The organism is Caballeronia sordidicola, from assembly GCF_000729995.1.
GTDB classification, from domain to species: Bacteria; Pseudomonadota; Gammaproteobacteria; order Burkholderiales; family Burkholderiaceae; genus Caballeronia; species Caballeronia sordidicola_A.
In genome coordinates, this window is sequence record NZ_JNFG01000214.1 from 44,628 (window position 1) to 62,670 (window position 18,043).

Sequence of the window (18,043 nt, forward strand, 5' to 3'; positions counted from 1 at the left end):
CTGCCGGCTGTCACCGAGCAACGCGTTCGATGCGGCAGCGAAGAGGCGCAATGGCCAAATTGAGAATACAGACAGCGCCCGGGGAGGGCGAGCGACGCGCGCAACGTGGATACGTGCGTCAATACGAGTCAGCGGCGGCGGCGATCTACGCGGCGCTTGAGCGCGACGAGCTGGTCTGGGTCGGATTGGCGGACCGCAACGCCGGCGTCGCGGACGACGTCGTGCTTGGTCTGAAAGGCAGTGTCGTTGGCCACCAGTTCAAAACATCAAGGTATTCGGGACCCTTCCGGCTTGATACGCTGCTGCTCGGCGCAGATGGGTTGCTGCAACCTCTCGTTCTCGCATGGCAAGCGCTTCGCAGGGCGTTTCCCGATGGGTGCGTCGAGGTGCGGCTAGTCACAAACGACTATCCGTCCAACGCCGATGTGCTTGACGGGGAAGACGGGCACAGCGCGGCCTTCCTGCGCGAGTTCATGCTTTATCCGAACCGGACATTGGCTGACTGGCGAGCGTCCAGGTGGCAGCCGTTTGTCGATCGACTCGTCCTGCGCTCAGGCGTCGACGATGCGGCCTTTGAACAATTCCTGCAAGCGTTGCGCATCTTGTGGGGGCCGGCGGCTGATTTCGCACAAGCCCACCGGCTGTCGCCGGACGCCAGGCGCCTGGCGGGGGAGATCGCGAGCCTGTTACCACGGCTCGTCGCAGATGTCCGCGACCGCGACCGCTGGACTCGCTCGCAACTGCTCGAAGAATTGGGTTGGCCCGACAGCTTCATAGTGCGACGTTCGCACCAGTTTCCGGTGGGCGCCTATGTCCAGCGCAATGCGGTGACGGAAATGGCGCTGCGCCGAGCAATCAACGAAGCCGGTCACGGTTATGTCGCCCTCGTTGGTTCGCCAGGCGTCGGCAAGTCTACGCTGCTGCAATCCTCCCTCGCCGCCGAACCCGCACTGGCCATCGTGCGCTATCTCGCCTTTGTGCCCGGGGAAGGCCAGGGCATCGGTCGCGGCGAAGCCGAAGCGTTCCTCGACGACGTCAATGCCCAGTTGAGGCGCGGCGGCCTTAGTGGTCTACGGTTTCGGGACACGACGCTGCAAGAACGGCGCGACCAGTTCGGCATATTCATGCAGCGTGCGGGCGAGCGATTCCAACGGGACGGCGTCCGAACGCTGATCATCGTCGACGGGCTCGATCACATTCCGCGCGAGGAAGTGCCGCAACGGTCGCTACTCGCCGAGCTCCCATTGCCGCAAGCGGTGCCGGAGGGAGTGCTGTTTGTGCTTGGAACGCAACGCCTCGACCTCGACGACTTAAAGCCGGCGATTCAGGAGCAGGCTTCGCTCTCGCACCGCAGGATTGTAGTCGCGCCGCTTTCCCGCGAAGCGGTGTACCGGATGACGGATGCGTACGGTCTTGATCCCGATGTCTCACGAGAACGGATCCTTACACTTGGCCATGGCCAGCCGCTCGTCACGCGTTACCTGATTAACGCGTTGCGCCACGCAGATAACGGAAAACGCGAGGGGCTGCTCGCTGGCCAATTTACGTTCGAAGGCGATATCGAAACCATTTATGCCTCTGCGTGGCGCGAAATCAACGACGACGCCCAAGCGCGTGACGTGATGAGTTTCATTGCGCGCGCCGAAGGACCGATTCAACCCGAGCAGCTCGCCGACGCGGTGTCGGAGCAGGCGGTGGAACGGGCGCTCGCCTCGACGGCGCACCTGCTAAGCGTCGGGCCGAACGGATGGGCGGTGTTTCATAACAGCTTTCGTTTGTTCATCCTGTCGAAGCCGCGATTGCGGTTTGGCAAACCAGACGTGGGCGACGCCCCCCGCATTTACGTGAGGCTCGCGGAACTCGCGCGCGTCGCGGCCACCGGCAGCCCGCAGCGCTGGCTCGAGCTCAGGTATCTGGCGCGCGCACAGCGCCACAGGGATGTGCTTGCCCTTGCACAGCCCGTGCGCTTTCGGAATCAGCTTGCTGACGGCAGGCCCGCTGCCGACATCGAGGCAGACATCCGTCTTGCGTTTGGTGCCGCTCAAGCGGAAGGCGATCCGACGGACGTCTTCCGTCTGCTGCTGGCCCAGGATGAAATCGGGCGCAGGGCAAATGCGCTCGAATACGCGCCGAGTGTAGTCGATGCAATGCTTGCGATCGCCGACATCGACGGCGCGCAGTCCTTCGCGGAGGCGAATGGTTGCGGTGGCTACAAAATTGTCGATGCGCTGCTGAGTGCCGGTCAAGTGGATCGGGCGCGGGCATGGTTCGACCGGATAGAGCCTCTCGAACGCTTTTGGGGTAACCAGTCAGATGGCGTCCGTAGTCAGGAATCTGAATTGCGGGAATGGGCGCAACGCGTGTTTCACTTCCGCGAGGTCGATCAGATCAACGATGCGATTGAGCGCTTATCGAATCCGGCGCTGGCGCGGACGATGAGCAATGATCCGGACTATTGCGACCACCTCAGGTTCGACGTCGCGTGCGCGGCGGCGAGGGCGCAGCCCACCGGTGATCTGCAGGCGCTCGCGCGCCAATTGGGGGTAAGCGATACCGACGTGCCCTATCTGTTGATCGAAGCGGGCTTGAGTGCACAACGCAGCGGTGATGCGGAAATAGCCCGAGCGCTACTGTCCCAGGCGGTGTCTAAGAGCACCTTCTCGCAGGTGCAGGAGGACTGGCGCGGTCTGGTCGCACGAAGTGCAGCCGAGCTTGGTGACATCGCGATGGCCCGTGCCGTGTTTGCGCACCTGACACCTCCGGCAATCGCCATGATGGAGGGAAAGACGGGCGACGGTGTGGCGAAGACAGTCGCGCGGGCCTTTATCGAGTACGTCGAGCTCGGCACCCTGCTGGGCGAGACGCTGTCCGAGGTGGCGTCGCCGAAGCGCAGCCTACTCCAGCCGCTTCAGCACCATGCCATCAAAGTTGGTGAGTTGCTCGGCCGCGCCCGGTCTGGCGAGGCGGTGCCCGGTGTCGAGTTGGTGCGCGCCACGCACGACGCGCTCGCGTATCTTGAGCATGCCGAACCGAGAGCCGCCGACGAGTTCTATGCGATCCATCAATTGGATGCAGCCGCGCCCATCCTCGCTCACGCTCTGATACACGCCGCGGCCTTGTGCGGCGAGGAAGCATTCACCGACGTGGTCGCCGAGTTCGACCGAGCGTTCGCGAAGCCCAATGGCAAGAACCGGAAGCGCATCGATTTACGTCGCGAAGTTGCGGCCGAGATCTATCATCAGACAGGCGATCTCGACGCGGCCTGCCAACGGCTAGACCCTTTGGCAGGAGAGCTTCGCGAGGATACGCCCGAGACGCAGGTGGAGGGGTTGGCGGCACTCGCCACCACGTTTGCGAGCGTTGGGACGGTCGCACGCGCCCGACAACTCCTGCATCAGCTTCACAACGAATCGCTTGGCTACGCGCGTGCGCCCAAAAAAGATCCCCAATATGCGCTGTGGCGTGATTTGCTCCAACGTGCCAACGCCGCCGATCCGGCGAAGTTGCGCGACCGTGTCGAACTGATGATGCGTCTGCTCGACGGCATGATGGAAACCGAGGGCCGGGCGTCGGGTCGCCGAATCGCATCGGCCGTGCTGACCGAGGCAGCGCTGATCGATGCCACAACCGGCCTCGTGGCCGCGAAGAAAATGGCCGCGCGCAGTATGCTCGACTGGGCTGGCATCATCAACGCGCTGCTCTTGGGCGTCGTCCGACGTCGCCCCGATCTGGCCGGTCCGTGCGCGATGGCATGGGCTTCTCTCGCGCTACCGTACTACTCCGAGCCGCTCTATCGCTCGGACAAGCTCGGTGAGTTCATTTCAACGGTGATTGCGGCATCACCGGAGCACGACCTCGTTACGTTGATCGATCAATTGTGCGTATCGATCGAAACAAACGCTCAGGCGTCAACGCGTACGCCGTTGCTAGAGCGGCTGGCCGCTGCCATGGGCGTGAGGGGAGCGCATAACTCACGCGTTGACGAGGCGTTGGTTCGCTGGCGGGCTGAGACGCCGGCCGAGCGGGATAGCGGCACGCCCGGCCGATATGACAATGTCACCTCCCTCGGTGCGCTCGAAGCGCGTTTGCGCGACGAGGCACTTGATGCGCCAGACTACGAAGGTATCGCAACATACGCACGCCTGGTTGCGACGGCCGAACTGGGCGAAGCACGTACCCTGTTTGAGCGCTGGGCAGCCCTGCAGAACGACACCAACGCGCGATTTGCGCTGGTGACCAGGGCGTTGTCGTGCGGGGACCTCTCATTCGCGCGAAGCCTCGTGGAAGGGTACCGCTTGCAGACGGACGAGCGTGCAACATGGAACTACTGGACCGGAGCTGGCCGGCTCAAATACTTTCAGGCGCGTGTGAAAATTGAAGGGGCCGTCGTGCACGACGAGGCTTACGCGGACCTGGTTGGCGAGCTCGCTGGAGGCAGGGAGTATGTGCAGCCGATCCTGTTCGACATCGAAGATGTCTTTCCAACGATTGCGTCGTCGCTAGATTGGGCCGCGATGTGGGAGTGCCTTGCCGAACAACTCACCATGATGCGTGAGTACGCGATCGGCACGCCGTTCGAACTGCCGCCTGAATCAGGCATCACCGACGAAGACCTGATTGTTTCGATCTATCGCTGGGCACTGTCACTTTCGCTACCCGAACTGACGAGCAATCTGCGAAGGGGTGCCCTGCACTTGCTCTCATTCGACGCCGGTGTGCCGCTATTTACTTTGCTGGTCGGGCGGCTGCTGGAGGGGGAAGGAGACGAAGCGGCCGAAGCGGTGCAGTTGCTGTTGCATGATGCAGAAAATACAGCCGCCCCCGTCCTCGGGGAAGTTATCGCGCCCCTCGTCGATGATCCCGATTACGCAGTAGCGGCCGGGGCCGCGCGGCTTTTGAAGCGCTGGGGACGGGCGCGTGCAATCACGCACACGGCATTGCCGTTCTTTTACGAAATTTATCTGGATGAGGGCAACGCTGACCGGTTCGAACGCCCGAAGCTTAGCGATTCAAGGACGGGGGCGATGCATGTCGAAGACCCCTTGGGTTGGACTTTTGCGTTTTCGGACGTAATCCGGGCGCTGGCGCGAAAGGGCGTGTCAGTCCTGCAGATACGGGAACGCTGCCGAATATTCATCGAAGGTTGGGGCGGGCTGGCGGCGTTTGGCCCTTCGGCAACGGTTGCGCTCGAGGCCGCGCTCGGTCGCATCGACATGCGGCTGGCGTACGCCAGGCCGCACATGACGGTAGCGCTGCGCGCCCTTCGCTACGTGGCTGGCGAAATGAGCCGCGCCGGTATCCTCGACGAGAAAGACGAGCCCTGGCTACTTCACTTGATGGGGTACCCGGCAAGCCCGATGCCGCTGGTATCGCCCTGCGAACGGCCTCGCACTATTACGCGGCCGGCCCTAGACCGGACGCACTGGCATGAAACAGAGGAACGATGGCTCGATGCTGTCGACGGCGATGTCCAACCGCTTTTGAACCGTCCCGGGAAGGTCATTGCCGAGTTCGCGCGGTTCGACTGTCGTGATATCCGGACGACTTTTTCGCTTGAGCGCCTTCGTGTCCCATTTTTTGATGTCTGCAAAGGCGACGACCTCTCGTCCTGGATGCTCGAGCTGCCGCAGGCTATCTGGGCAGGAAGTATCGTGCCGCTATCCGACGAGCCCGCCGCGACTATTGTGAGGCGGTTCGAGGAGACGCGCGTGCCGGGCGTTCCAAGCGACATGCTGGTGATCTGCCCATTTTGGCTGCGCCGTCTGTCGTGGCAGCAGCACCCAGAGGACTGGCTCGCTTACCTTGATAAGAGAGGTCGAGTTGTGGCGCGGGTTGTTTGGTGGCGAGACGGCGGCCCGATCGACATCGGCGAGGATGGCATCTGGGGAGAAGGAGCTTTCGTAATGCTCACGCCAGAAGGGTGTCAGCAGATCGAGGCGGTGACGGGGCGCATGAAAATTCAGGTGCATGGACGTCGTACGGTCGCGGAGCCAGGCAAGTCGACGGTAAAGGTTCGACGGGCGAGCGCGGTCGAATGACGTAGTCTGGTTCTTTCGAAGCGGGCGACCCTGGACCGCGGGACGCGCTGTATTCAGCGCGCGTCCGTGTCGCCTGACGCCCGGGCCAGGTGTTGCCGCCGATCGCAGACCAGATTGCGAGAGTCAGTGTCTCTGGATCGTAAATGCGTTCCGCGTTCATTCCGGGCCTCCTGTGCCGCTCGCGCGTCGCGGTGGGTATGTCGGCCTGAGGCCGCCAGAAGGCTCAATACAAAACCCGGCGCAAGGCTGGGCCCGTCCTGCTGTGCGTGTATCCAGGATCTTCATGTTGTCGGCGTCGGAGCGCAACAACCTGTCGCCACGACTTCCCAACGGTAAAGGTCAAAAACCGCCAACGCACTGTCGCCGGTAGCGAAAGCGTCCTAAGGCGTTATGCCCACGGCCCGCAGCATCGCGGCGGTGATGCCTTGTCGTGTTTGTCCGTACCCCTCCCACACATCGCCACCCAAGCGCCGCTGACGCGCGACGGCAGACTGCATGTTCCATTCGTCGCCGCGCGTTATCCGGAGGCGCACCAAAGTGAAAACCGTGTCAGGTAAGTGAATAACTACCGAATACAGTTCGTAAAAAAAACCGGACCGCCGATACCTCCTGCGAGGACTCGGCCGTCCGCGACGGTCGCTAATCGACTCAATTCTGCTGGGTGAGCCGGCAACGGCGAAATGGCAGGTATCCGAGTGGAGCAGTCGCACGGTACAGCTACTCACGGATACGGCCGCGAGCAAACTGTTTCCAAACGTATGTGGCGGCCGGCTTTGCGCTGGCTGCACCCATCGGGGCGCTCAGCAGCACACGTGCCGTCGATCCGCCATGATGCACCAAGCTTAAGGCTCGGCCGATACGAGTCGAGCCAGTTCAGCATCTCATCCCAAGACCACCGACTTCTCACTTCGCACTGAGACGATCTTTTCGAGCATCCTTTACTCGATGACCACGAGCAGCAATCTCACCTCAATCACCATGCCGGGCATGGAAGTAAAGCGAGAGTCGCGAAGGCCGATAAGGATCAGTCTTGGCGTTCGCTGGCATTGCGAGCGAGTCTTTAGTGCCTCGTATTGCGCCGAAAAAGTGGGTACACGAACGACCGAATTCGCGGGGCGCACGGACCATGCCATTTCGCGCACGAGAGTGCTGCTTGTAAAGATCGCGAGATGGTCTATCGTCATTTAGATGACAACGAGGCAGCATGAACGTTCGACGGCTGTCGCGAAGCATCATCCAGTTCACTCTTCATAAAAACAGTGTGTGGGAGGTGGTGCAATGAGTCGTGACTTCCCTGATAGCTGGCGGGTGGGCGGAAAATCTGATGTACCGGATTTGCGCGATGCCGAGTCCGCGTCATTTCTCGCGGACGATCCCGTGAGCCCCCGCGACCTCGAGTCGCACATGGAAGATCTCAGACGATTCGATGGCGTCAGGGAAAAGAGTCTCCGCCAGAGGATGGAGGGAAAATCCGCTCTGGGCGCATGTCTCGAGTCGGTGATGAACAAAGCCACTTCTGTAGAAACTCCGACGCCGTACGCGCGAATCAAGGCAATGCGCGTCGCATTGCAAACCGGTGCAGAGTTTACGCATTCGGGATCGTTGGAGCAGAAATTCGACTCTGTGCAAAATCTCAAGGCATTGAGTGAGACAAAGCGCTCAGTGCTCGTCGCGGCAGATTCCATGCGTGGGCTCGTCGCGACCGGCGAACTGGCCCTCAGCGCGTCGACTATGAGATGCTGGTATTGGATCATCCGGGAACTGTTCACTGCCAATCAGCCGGATTGGGCAGTCGGCGGGGCGGCGGCGGGTCCGCGTGGCAGAGTCTCCGGGTTCGTCACCGCGCAATGCGTTCACGCCGTGCTGGATCTGTCCGATAGTCTGGCGGCCATGCATGATCTCTGCAAGTTCATGTCGAAGACGGCGCAATCATTAGCGCTGATTTCGCAAGAGGGCGTTCCGAAGGCTTGGATGGTGACCGATCGTAAGCGAATCGCGCAATCCTGTCGAAACACTTTAATCAGAATCTCGCCGCGGCTGCCATTCAGATTGCAGGGGATCACCGAGTTCGACGCGGACCAACTGCAAGATTACATCGAGGTCGATCTGATTCGTCAGATTCGGGAAGCGCTCGAAAGGACGTACAAGGACGTCGAGACCCTGGTGACTGAAGTCGACGAATTTCGGCGCGATGAAGTGACGCAGTCGCGGGGAGAGTTGGTTCCGGGCGAATCCGTTACCCCGGAAAATGCCGAAACGGGCGACAACGTGCGCAAGGACCTGCCAAAGCAGGTGGCTGAGTCGACCGGAGGCCACAGCATCGCGCTTTCTGGCCTAAAGAAGGCGATGGTCAGCACAAGTCAGGCCATTAGCGCGATCAACTCTACGAATGACCGTTGGGGCGAGGCTGCAAAAGTATTCAAAGAGTCGTCAAACGCGGTTCGCGAAGGTTTGAACGCGGCGCAGCGGTTCCTTTCCGGTGTCATCGACCAGCAACTAGCGGCGAGCCAACTGTCCGACGGCCAGCAGTGGGAGCCAGCGGAACTCGCCTTCGCCGCGGCCGCGTATGCGGCCTTGAACAAAGATGAGAACGTGCGGGACGGCGAGCGCATCCGGCTTGCCGCTTCGCTGGTCAAGAAAAGAATGGACGCCAGCGGAACGTTCGTAGTGCGAAATCCCTACTACACCAATTCGCAGTCGAGCTATTTCGTAGCCAGCAATGCTGTCTTGGCCGCGTTGGCGGAACTCTTGCGCGCGACGGAGACACATCTGGATAGGACATTCGTCGAAAAACTTCTTCAAGATCTCGAGCGACGCCGAGTTTATTCCGGCCAAGTGATGAAGGGCTGGAAAACGGAATACGCTGATACGAACGATGTGGACTTACAAGAAACGGCCATCGCTGTCGACGCGCTAGTTGCCATAAATCGATATCTCGATGAAAGTATCAACAATGTAATCCTCGAGCATTTCTCGGTTCGTCGTCCGACTGAGAACGGTGTAGGACTGGATGATCTCTTCTATGCAGACTATGGGTTCGATCAGCAGACCGATATAAAAGAGGTCAAATCGATCATGCGACCGAATTCCGCGCTGGTTTTTGAGCGGATGCGCTCACATGTGACGAAAACCAACCAGGAACCCTTGCACTCGCTGGTGCTGTATGGCCCGGCGGGGACCGGCAAAACGACCCTCGCCGAAGCGCTGGCGCAAAGCTGCGGCGTGCCGCTCGTCGAAGTCACGCCTAGCGACCTCGCCAAGGCCGGAGAGGCGGCACTCGAGCGAAGATCCCGCGCAGTATTCGAAGCGCTTTCGTTTCTGACCCATGTCGTCATTCTTCTTGACGAATTCGATCCGATCCTGCGAAGAAGAGATGCAACAGGGAGGAAGCAATTTACATATTTTTCGTTTCTCACACCGGGCATGCTTCCGAAACTCAAAAATCTGAGCGAGAAAGCCAGCAAACGCTCGACGGCTTATGTTCTGATCACGAATCTGCTGGGAAGCCTGGACGAAGCGGCCGTGCGTCGCGGCCGTTTTGATGCGCGGCTGGGGATCTTCTCGCCTGATCCGCTTGCACGGCTGGGACGTATTGCGGTCGTGGCACATACGCGCGCGCGCGATATGGCGACTAATCGCACCAAAGAGAAACTGAAAGATGCAGACAAAAGGAAGGAGCACTTCGACTTTGACGAGGTGTTTTCGGAGGAGTGGAAGCAGCAATATCCGAGTGATTTTGTTGCGCGTCTGAGGTCTGTCGCTTACAGGACCGGGGGGCTGGGCATGCCGCAATTGACTGCCAAGGGGTGGTATAGAAGCAGTGACGATCCGCTTAGCAAAGGCACCCCGCTCGATTACATCTTCAATAGCAACTTGGAGGTATTCGACACGAACGCGGAAGCGGAGGATCCGTACGATAGTGAATTGCGCGGCACGGGCGACGCGGCAGAGAAAGAGGCGCAGCAATGGTGGTGGCTCGACCGATGGGATTTTGCTGTGAAGAAACTTTCGCCTAGCCAAGAGTTCGACGTGCTCACCGTACGACCGGGCGAGGTAGGGCTAACGGTCGACAAGCGGCACATGAGCAGGAAGCAGGCCGAGGACAAAAAACCGCATGGCAGTCCCACTCCCCCTCAGGGCTGAACGCACACGATATGGGGCTCCCGTCAGCGTTATTCGCAGCGGCGCTTGCCGAATCCTACATGAACTTCTCTGTTTACCCAGACGTCGGCCGTAAATCATCCTGCTAAGGGGAGCCGATCTAGTGCGTAAGACCCAGCATTAGGTCTTCATTCATTTTGATGTGTTAGAACTCCGCATACCTTTCGAACGAGCGCACGCAACAAACAGCTAAACGAAGGCTTGCCAGAATGGAAGCTTCCGGGAGAACTAGCCGCGGACCCGACGTCAGCAGATCCGACGGCAGCGGGAGTGCCCGCACTCTCAAACATCGAGGGTGCGGGCAAATCATCCGGTTAGTCCTTCGCGACGTCCACCTGCTCTACCACCTTGAGATCGCCCATTTCCGAGACCTCCAGAATGAATCGGGCGCCGCGAGCTGTGACCACATCGACGCTCACAGTCGACAGCAGATCATTCAAAAGCGCCATCGGACTTGCGTTCCGGGCCTGGCTGATCCAGCGCCGATACCGACGAATGGCCTCGTCCTGCGCCGTTTCATCGTGTCGGTCGTCCTCGCTCGAAAAAGACTCGGACTGCAACACGCCGCCGCCCAGCGCCGTCGTTTTGGACGGGACATAGACACATGCCTCGGACACCACGCCATCCTTGCCGTCAACGCCGATCGCAATTTCCGTGTCATCGATAACCACGGTGCACCAAAATTCCCTGGAGATAAACGAGCATTGCCGATTGGCCGGTCCCCACACTGCACAGGTCGGGAATGCTTATCCACCCTGCTGCGGTTTGGTCGAAACGATCCTCGCGCAGCGCATACGGCCGCGCAATTTTTTTGCCGTTGAAGACTATCGGTATTGCGTAGCCGGTCGCGATGTCCTTGAGCGCGGGTTCGATCTTCGTGTGGTCGAACGTGAGACCCTTAAGCGTCAGCCGCGTACCGGTGCTCACGGACCCAGCAGTAACTGCCACGTCCTCGCGCGCCAACAAGGCCCTCGTCGTTCCAGCAATCTTCTGACCACGCGACTCGACCATCAGGTGAGCGCAGGCGAAAAGCGCACTGGTAAAGCCCATGCCAAACGGGTTTTCGAGCGATTGGGTCTGGTTGTCCCAGCCACTGTCACCAATGGTGAGCAGACTCTGGAAGTTCTCTATGCCATTGCCGTCATCGCTGACCGTCAAGGTCCGCCCGTCGAGTTCGATGTCGACTTTCGTCGCACCGGCGCGACGGCTGTTCTGGATCAGCTCGGCGAGAAACGTCGAATAGTTCGAGAACGCAAACTTGAGGTTGCGCACGAGGTTCGCTTCGTTGACAGCAACACGAACGGTTTCAGTGGTGTTCATGACTTTCTCCTTTTTGCCCGCTCTGGGCGTTGATAAAGGAGAGAGCGCGCAGCGCTCCGGTCAACCGCCTGGCTGACCAGAATGCACGCGTGTAGCAACGGCACCCAGCGCGCGCCTCAAAGAGGCGGCGCGGGTACGTTCTATGGCTGTTTTTTACCAGTCAAACGTCGCCAGTTCCGGGACAACGTCCGCGTCGCAGTCGAGTTTGAGGCAGGCTGCGTTGATGTCCAGACAGCGACGAATCAGTGCGGCGAGTTCCGGGTGAGATTCGCGTACCGCTTCTGCGGCATCGCTGCTGCACCAGACAATCCAGCCGTACTCGTGGAAGTATACGTGGGACAGCGTGTCCCAGAGATCGGGCTTACCGCTCTTGCCCTCGTCGTTGCCGAGCGCGAGCGCCGTGTGCTTCGGGATGTGCGTGGTGGAAATGTTGATCATGCCGACCTGAAACGGTCGCAGATTGACTTCCTGATGCGTGGCAACGTTCTGGATGCTATTCATGAAGCTTCTCCTTTTCTGCCCGTGGGGCTGTTGATGAAGGAGAGAGCGAATGGCCCGGGTGAACAGTCAACTGTGTTCAGCCTGGCGCTGGGGTCATGCTGTTGAGGCGGACCGACGGGCAAGGAGCGGGCGTGGTCGCTTTCAGGAAATGTGCCGAGCGAACGGCGTGCGCAGATTCTACCGGTTTTCTTCGATCCTGAGCAAGCTGGCGAAGCGCATGCCGTCCATGGCCCGCACCGTCAGAGAGTTTCACTCGGGCTTAAGCGGAAACGGGCAACGCGCCCGAAGGGATTGCAGCCAGGATTAGCCGAAATAGTCCCTTTCGATACACGTTTCTGTCCCGCTCGCGTTACGGAAGACGCCGTGCTTCAGGCCCAAACTTTCTTGCCGTACGTTGTAGCGGCGTTTGCCGGATTGCCAGGTTGTGAACTGCCCGCATCGAAGACGCCCTGGTGCTTCACAAAAATGTCGACCTCGTGGGGTGGAATGATTGCGTGCAGCTTGCGGCAGATACTATCGCTCCAGAGGTTGCCGCCGGTTGCCCACCCTGGATCACAACTGTCGTCAATGACGGCGACGAAGTCGTGATCTGCGTTTGCTGCTGCGGTTCCCTTTGCTCTGCTTCCAATCAGGTACACCGCTTTGAGCATTGGGTCGAAAGTTTGGCCAAGAAATTGAATGACTGCCTGCTCAACTTTTGGGTTAGGTCCCACGGATAGCCTCGCATTTATGATGTCAGTGTTTTATGCCATGTTGGTCGGAAACCCGAGGGATTCGAGCACATGCTCGGGTGAAAGTTCGCAGTCCGCCAGATTGTCCCGCACAAAGCGGCGCACATCTTCAAACATGACCGCGCGGGCAATAGCGCGTTTGCTCCCGCTCAAACCGGCCTCCTCTCATTTCTCGTTACAAGGCCGGAAAATCCGATTTATTCGGTTCCACTCATCCGGCGCGTGACCGCATGCGTGAGCAAGTCGTTGATTAGGCGGGCAGGTCAGTCTCATCAAGCCGTATCCATACAGCAGTTCAGGCTTAGGACGCAGCGTTGGTCTCGATTGGTGCGCGGTATCATCGCGGTTCTGAGACCGCGATAGAGCCGAGGACGTGTCGTTTTCCCACCGCGAAAGCACCATGATCCGGCTGGGGCCGGTCGAAGCCTATGCCGCCGCGCATCGGCGGACGATGAACTTGCTGGACAGCGCAGTTTCTTTATCGTTGCAGGCGGCCAATGGGTCCCGCGATGTTACGGCGCTACGATTGCTTCGAGAGGGCGACAGAATTGCCCCCAGCGATCTCGAACGAGTGGTGCCTGGTCTACCCTACCGTCAGTGGCAATTTGGGGCCGGCGCGCAGTTCTACGAGCTTAGAACTGTTACGGACGACGTGATGGTGACCCTAGCCGTCACCAAAGATGCCGAGGCATCTCCGTTTCTGGCGGAGGGCAAGCTGCGAGGGCTTGCTGTCCGGCTCGTAGTCACGATGACCTATTCATGATGCGCGTCACCGGCGACCGAAATAGTCAGGCGTGTGCGCTGGCGACTGCGGCGTACCTCGATAGTATCGGCCACTCAAGCCCACGAATCCTCATGCACGCCGGCCTCGGCGGTGTCGAATGACGCTAAAGCCCCATGGTCCGAGCTGGCCGTCCGCGATCCCCTCAGACGCCGACGCCGCTCTGATTGCTACCGTACGTCGGGACGTTGCGGCAGGGCTTGGCATCGAGGTGGGGTCATCATTGCCCGCGACGTTCAGGCCCGCTATGCGCATCTCATAGATGCGCGCCGCCGTGTCGGGGCCCAGAGTACTCCGCGTAATGGCGGTATGAGCGATCCCTCGCCGGTCGCGGCGAGGGATCACATCGCGGCGGGCCGCCATTGCTCTCGCGCAACCTGCTCCCCGGGATCCACTCCGCCGCGCGAGCGGATTGCGTTCGCCACCGCACCCCACGACCGCCCAAACGGGGGATAGAATAACCAGAATAACGTTGATAACCAGAATAACGAGTGTTACCCTATTGCGTCCCGATACAAACGGCGCTTGTGCAGATTGGCCTTCCCGGTTTGCCAGGCAGGAGGATGGTAATGTCATATTTAAGCTATGTGGAAGTCGCGGAGAACGGCGACCTCCCGGTTGTGGGTTTCGGCACGGCCAAAGCGATCGAGGTGCCGGCAAAACGGCCTCCCCGCACGGCTCGGCTTCGCGTCTATTTCCGCGACAATGCGCGGCAAGGCAAAGCGTCGCTGGCCGCCTTCACGGTTATCTCGCGCCTCGAAATGCTCGCCAGCCCCGGGTCGTCTTTGCGGCACAGCCTGCGCGACAGTGCGGCCGTCGGAAGCGCACAGCGGTTCTTCAGTGTTTCGCTCGACGATGTCAGCACGTCGAGCATGAAGGTCGTTGCGTTCCAGTCGATCAAGGGGCTCCGAGCGAAGCTCGACAGCGTTGACGCCCCTGTGCTGGTTCTGGAGGCGGACGGCCCGCAAAAGGGCATCCAGAAGCTGCTCGACGCGATCAACAATAACGTCACGCCGGAGGAATCGCAAGCGGCTGAGCCGGATCCCGTTACGGATGACCCGCATCAGGCCACCATCGACTTCCGCGACAGACTGCTGGCGCTGAACTGGCCCGACGGGAAGCGGGTGGCCGAGCTTGCCGGAAGCAACGTTTCAACGAACCCAGCCCAATACGCTACACGGCTGCGTTCCGATGGGAAGCTGCTTGGCGTATGGTCGGCGGCGGCCCGGATGTTCCTGCATCCCAGCTTCCAGTTCGACGCGAGCGGCAACGTGAGCTCCGACGTTGCCGAGTTGCTCAAGGTCCTCCCGGATCGTGACGACCGCGGTGGATGGAAGCGCGCATTCTGGCTTCACTCGCCACATTCGTTCCTCGAGGGGAAAACCCCCGCCGAGATATTCGTCTCGGATCCTGTGCGGGTGATTGAGGTGGCGAAGCGTGAGTTTGCGGGGAGCCAGGATGCCGGCTGGTAAGGACGACGTGCTGCACAGGGTCAGGTTCTGCAAGGCTGAGCCTGGCGTGTACTGGCACGTCTTCCCGGCCCGATACAAGGCCACTGCATCCAACCCAAACTCGGGAGCCCGTCTGGCGTGGCGCGATGGCGCGCACAGCATGCTCTACACGGGTGAAACAGCTGCATGCGCCCTATGGGAGTCGGCGCTACGCTACGCCGCAGTCGACAACGGATACGTCTACACAGACCCGGACAACCTCAAGGGCATGATGATGGCCCGTCTTACGTTGACGGCGCCGATCGAAGCGCTCGATCTGCGCGCTCCCCGCCGCAGGGAGATCGTGGACCCTTCGTCCGATCTGGACAAGTTGTGGGAGTGGGTGCTCAGGGAGCCAGACCACTCGAAGACCCACGACGTCACCGCCAGGTTGATGAGTCAGATTGCTATCTCGGGACACTCCGTGGTACCCGCCTTGATCTGGCATTCCCGACAGTCGGGCAGGGACACAGCTACTCTGTTCTTCGACCCTCCCTCCGGGGAGTCATTGTGGTCGTGTGGAGCCGACGATGTGTTTCCTCTGGATGGGCCGGACGGAGACCGCCACATTGCGACGGCTCTCGAACCCGATGGACTGAAATGGCGCGCCGCGCCCTCCGGCGCCGCCTTCAACCCTCCCATCGGCATCAAGTAACGCTGACCGGCAGATGGAACAGCCGGTCACGCCGGTCGACGGGTTGGCGTCGACTTCTTCGATATATACGGTCCAAGCCGCGACTGGTAAATACGATCTCCGCGCTATCCTCAGTGAACCCAGCGCCCAGCGAGAGACGTGCTGGCGGCTTTGTGCGGGCTTGAGATCCAGTGGGTGTACTCGATGGATGTAACCGGGTCCGAATCATGGACGGAGCGTATCCTCGACGACTTTGTTCAGAATTTTCGTCAATTATCGACGCTTCCCCCCGGTGAAGGAAGCGCACGGCAGGGACTTTATGTCTTGCTGTCGAGAATTCCTGGACGCAAGCGACGCGAAACCGTCAGTGAAGAGATTCAAGCCGCAATCGCGCAGCTAGGTGGCGAAAGCGAACGCGGCCTATCAGCGCGCCTGTGGGGGCGTCCATGCGCTCCACCGGTATTCCTGGCTTTGTGCCCAGCGGAGTATCGCAGCCCGGGGCCAACTAACGATAGACCTACGGGCCAAGCTCGTGGCCCTTGGCATTCCTTACCGACCTAACGGTCAAGAGAGCCGATCGAAGCGAGCGTGTAACCGACAGTTCGAGAAATTGGAAGCGTTCCACAGGGAGCATGGTTATGTGCGCGTTCCGTCTAGGACGCCCTCAAACAACTGGACTTTCCAACAGAGGGCGAATAAAGCCAGGCTTACCGAGGATCACCGAACGAAACTGATCAAGCTTCGACTCAAGCTCTACTGACTGGCAAACCACATACTAATCAGCTTGCGCGGAGATGAAAAAAAACTGTGTCGCGCATGGTGCCTGGATCGGCACAGGTAGGAATGGAATCAAGGATGGCAACAGATGCACTGGCGCCATCCTCCGTCCGATAGAATCGCTCGGGCGACGAATCGAGACCTAGTTGAGACGCGCTAACCGCGGACGGGAAAACAAAATGGCGCTATTCATTCAAAAACCGATTTTTTGGAATACCAATCAGTATCGCTCGCCCTCGGGCGTCGTCGCCACAAGCGGCTACCCTCGGGAAAATGGATACGGGCATGAAGAGTGGAACAACTCGCCGCGAATGCTGCTCACCCGTGACCAGCGGGCCTTTCGCGTTTTTCACACCGAGAGGGTGCGCCAGGATCTCTTGACCGAGAACGCCGGGCAGACGTTTGTCTTTATGACGGCCTCACACGACGGGGTTCAGCAACTTGTCGGGATTGCCGGGAACGCCGTCGGCATGCCGGCCGACGAATACAAAAAGCAGCGCAATGCGATTGTTAAGGAACTTGCACTGAACGACTTGTGGGAGCAAGCCTGGGCGGTTCCGGAAATCCGGGATCTCTGGCAGGACGACAAGCGCGCATTTCTCACGCTTTGGCGAAAGGACTTGGCCTGGATTCCCAACTGGATTTGCCCGGACGAATTTTTTTGGTGGCTCGACAAGCCCGTGACGCTCGACGCGCGAGCGATCACGGGTAAAAGCAGGTTGGCGACCATGTTCCTCGGCTCCTCTCAATGGGACCTGCAGACCGTCGCGCGCGTGCTTGACGCCATCCCGGCTGGTCAGCGAAATGAGAAGTGGCATCGCCTCTACGATGCGGTGCAGTGCGCCCCGGCCGAGCCGTTGCCAATTGATGAGCAGCCCGACGGTGGCGAGCCGGTGACCAGCGTCCTGACGACCATAAACGCGCGGCGCGGGCAAGGCCGGTTTCGCGAAGACCTCATGCAAATATGGAAGGGTGCCTGCGCCGTCACCAACCTCGACTGTCGTGAGTTGCTCATCGCGTCGCACATCAAGCCGTGGCAGAATTCGAACGGATACGAAAAGCTCAACGGCTACAACGGGATCCTGCTCTGCGCCAATCTCGACAGGCTCTTTGACACGGGTCTTATCTCGTTCGCAGACGATGGCGCGATGATCCTCTCGCGGCATCTCACGGATAAGCATCGTGCTGAGCTAGGGATTCCTCGACCGCTGCGTAAAGCCCCTGAGCAGCTCGCGCCGTTCCTCCAATACCATCGCGCTGAGAGATTCCAGCGCTGACGGGCGCGCGCTGCGCCACGTGCCATATTGGTGTTGAATCTCGATGAAATTTCCCGGGCGGAAAGCACTGAGCGCCCGCACCTCGGTGTTTGCGCATGTAGTGGGCGGCCTCCGGCTCCAACAGGCCTCTGAGCTAACGGTCGATACCCAGGCGTGGCTGATCCTAAGCCATAGATCACATGCCGGCTCGAAGGCGCCGGACGATGGTGGACTATTCTGAGCGCGTTTGCCCGTGTCATCCGGGTTGTGATGTGAGGCCGGCTTGCGATTCATCTGGGCGCTCACGGTGTGCGCGATGCGAACCAGGCCTGCCGTTGCGCCCTGCTGCTCCAC

General features: G+C 60.1%; 11 protein-coding genes. 6 read left to right on the forward strand and 5 right to left on the reverse strand.

The genetic code is table 11. The features are described from left to right. The first annotated feature begins 50 nt into the window (after positions 1–50). Positions 51–6,038 (forward strand): ATP-binding protein, encoded by a 5,988-nt coding sequence (locus FH08_RS0144845; RefSeq protein ID WP_031364623.1) that lies wholly within the window; start codon positions 51–53, stop codon positions 6,036–6,038. 1,278 nt (positions 6,039–7,316) lie between these two features. Then, a complete protein-coding gene (locus tag FH08_RS0144855; RefSeq protein WP_081889818.1) occupies positions 7,317–10,181 on the forward strand; it encodes an ATP-binding protein in 2,865 nt (954 codons plus the stop codon). 332 nt (positions 10,182–10,513) lie between these two features. Here FH08_RS0144855 and FH08_RS53880 read toward each other — a convergent pair whose 3' ends face one another. The 5 genes from FH08_RS53880 to FH08_RS52835 all read right to left on the reverse strand — a co-directional run bounded on the left by FH08_RS53880 (position 10,514) and on the right by FH08_RS52835 (position 12,904). Beyond that, a complete protein-coding gene (locus FH08_RS53880) occupies positions 10,514–10,870 on the reverse strand; it encodes a hypothetical protein (protein ID WP_031364626.1) in 357 nt (118 codons plus the stop codon). Further along, on the reverse strand, positions 10,857–11,519 hold the full coding sequence (locus tag FH08_RS0144865; RefSeq protein WP_031364627.1) for an ATP-binding protein: 663 nt from the start codon (positions 11,517–11,519) through the stop codon (positions 10,857–10,859). Before FH08_RS0144865 ends, FH08_RS53880 begins: the two co-directional genes overlap by 14 nt. A 153-nt stretch (positions 11,520–11,672) precedes the next feature. Continuing rightward, entirely contained in the window at positions 11,673–12,020 is a 348-nt protein-coding gene (locus FH08_RS0144870) for a hypothetical protein (protein ID WP_031364628.1), read from the reverse strand. A 368-nt stretch (positions 12,021–12,388) separates the two neighbouring features. After that, positions 12,389–12,733, reverse strand: a complete 345-nt coding sequence (locus FH08_RS0144875) for a nucleotidyltransferase domain-containing protein (protein ID WP_152603087.1) — start codon at positions 12,731–12,733, stop codon at positions 12,389–12,391. Between the two features lie 30 nt (positions 12,734–12,763). Continuing rightward, positions 12,764–12,904: a hypothetical protein gene (locus FH08_RS52835; protein ID WP_160172566.1), complete on the reverse strand. Its 141-nt coding sequence runs from the start codon at positions 12,902–12,904 to the stop codon at positions 12,764–12,766. A 220-nt stretch (positions 12,905–13,124) separates the two neighbouring features. On the opposite strand from FH08_RS52835, the gene FH08_RS0144885 reads away from it, so the two are divergent. From FH08_RS0144885 to FH08_RS0144900, 4 genes are all read left to right on the forward strand, one after another. Next, positions 13,125–13,514: a hypothetical protein gene (locus FH08_RS0144885; protein WP_152603088.1), complete on the forward strand. Its 390-nt coding sequence runs from the start codon at positions 13,125–13,127 to the stop codon at positions 13,512–13,514. Positions 13,515–14,101: 587 nt separating this feature from the next. After that, the gene (locus FH08_RS53885; protein ID WP_235210708.1) at positions 14,102–15,004 is read left to right on the forward strand and encodes a hypothetical protein; all 903 of its coding nucleotides are present in this window, start codon (positions 14,102–14,104) and stop codon (positions 15,002–15,004) included. Beyond that, on the forward strand, positions 14,991–15,677 hold the full coding sequence (locus tag FH08_RS0144895) for an RES family NAD+ phosphorylase (RefSeq protein ID WP_031364632.1): 687 nt from the start codon (positions 14,991–14,993) through the stop codon (positions 15,675–15,677). The genes FH08_RS53885 and FH08_RS0144895 overlap by 14 nt, the downstream gene beginning before the upstream one ends. A 935-nt stretch (positions 15,678–16,612) precedes the next feature. Beyond that, a complete protein-coding gene (locus tag FH08_RS0144900) occupies positions 16,613–17,710 on the forward strand; it encodes an HNH endonuclease (RefSeq protein ID WP_031364633.1) in 1,098 nt (365 codons plus the stop codon). Positions 17,711–18,043 lie beyond the last annotated feature (333 nt).

Coding starts and splice junctions, on each gene's coding strand:
- FH08_RS0144845 (WP_031364623.1), top strand. CDS start 51: ATGGCCAAATTGAGAATACAGACAGCGCCCGGGGAGGGCGAGCGACGC.
- FH08_RS0144855 (WP_081889818.1), top strand. CDS start 7,317: ATGAGTCGTGACTTCCCTGATAGCTGGCGGGTGGGCGGAAAATCTGAT.
- FH08_RS0144865 (WP_031364627.1), bottom strand. CDS start 11,519: ATGAACACCACTGAAACCGTTCGTGTTGCTGTCAACGAAGCGAACCTC.
- FH08_RS0144870 (WP_031364628.1), bottom strand. CDS start 12,020: ATGAATAGCATCCAGAACGTTGCCACGCATCAGGAAGTCAATCTGCGA.
- FH08_RS53885 (WP_235210708.1), top strand. CDS start 14,102: ATGTCATATTTAAGCTATGTGGAAGTCGCGGAGAACGGCGACCTCCCG.
- FH08_RS0144895 (WP_031364632.1), top strand. CDS start 14,991: ATGCCGGCTGGTAAGGACGACGTGCTGCACAGGGTCAGGTTCTGCAAG.
- FH08_RS0144900 (WP_031364633.1), top strand. CDS start 16,613: ATGGCGCTATTCATTCAAAAACCGATTTTTTGGAATACCAATCAGTAT.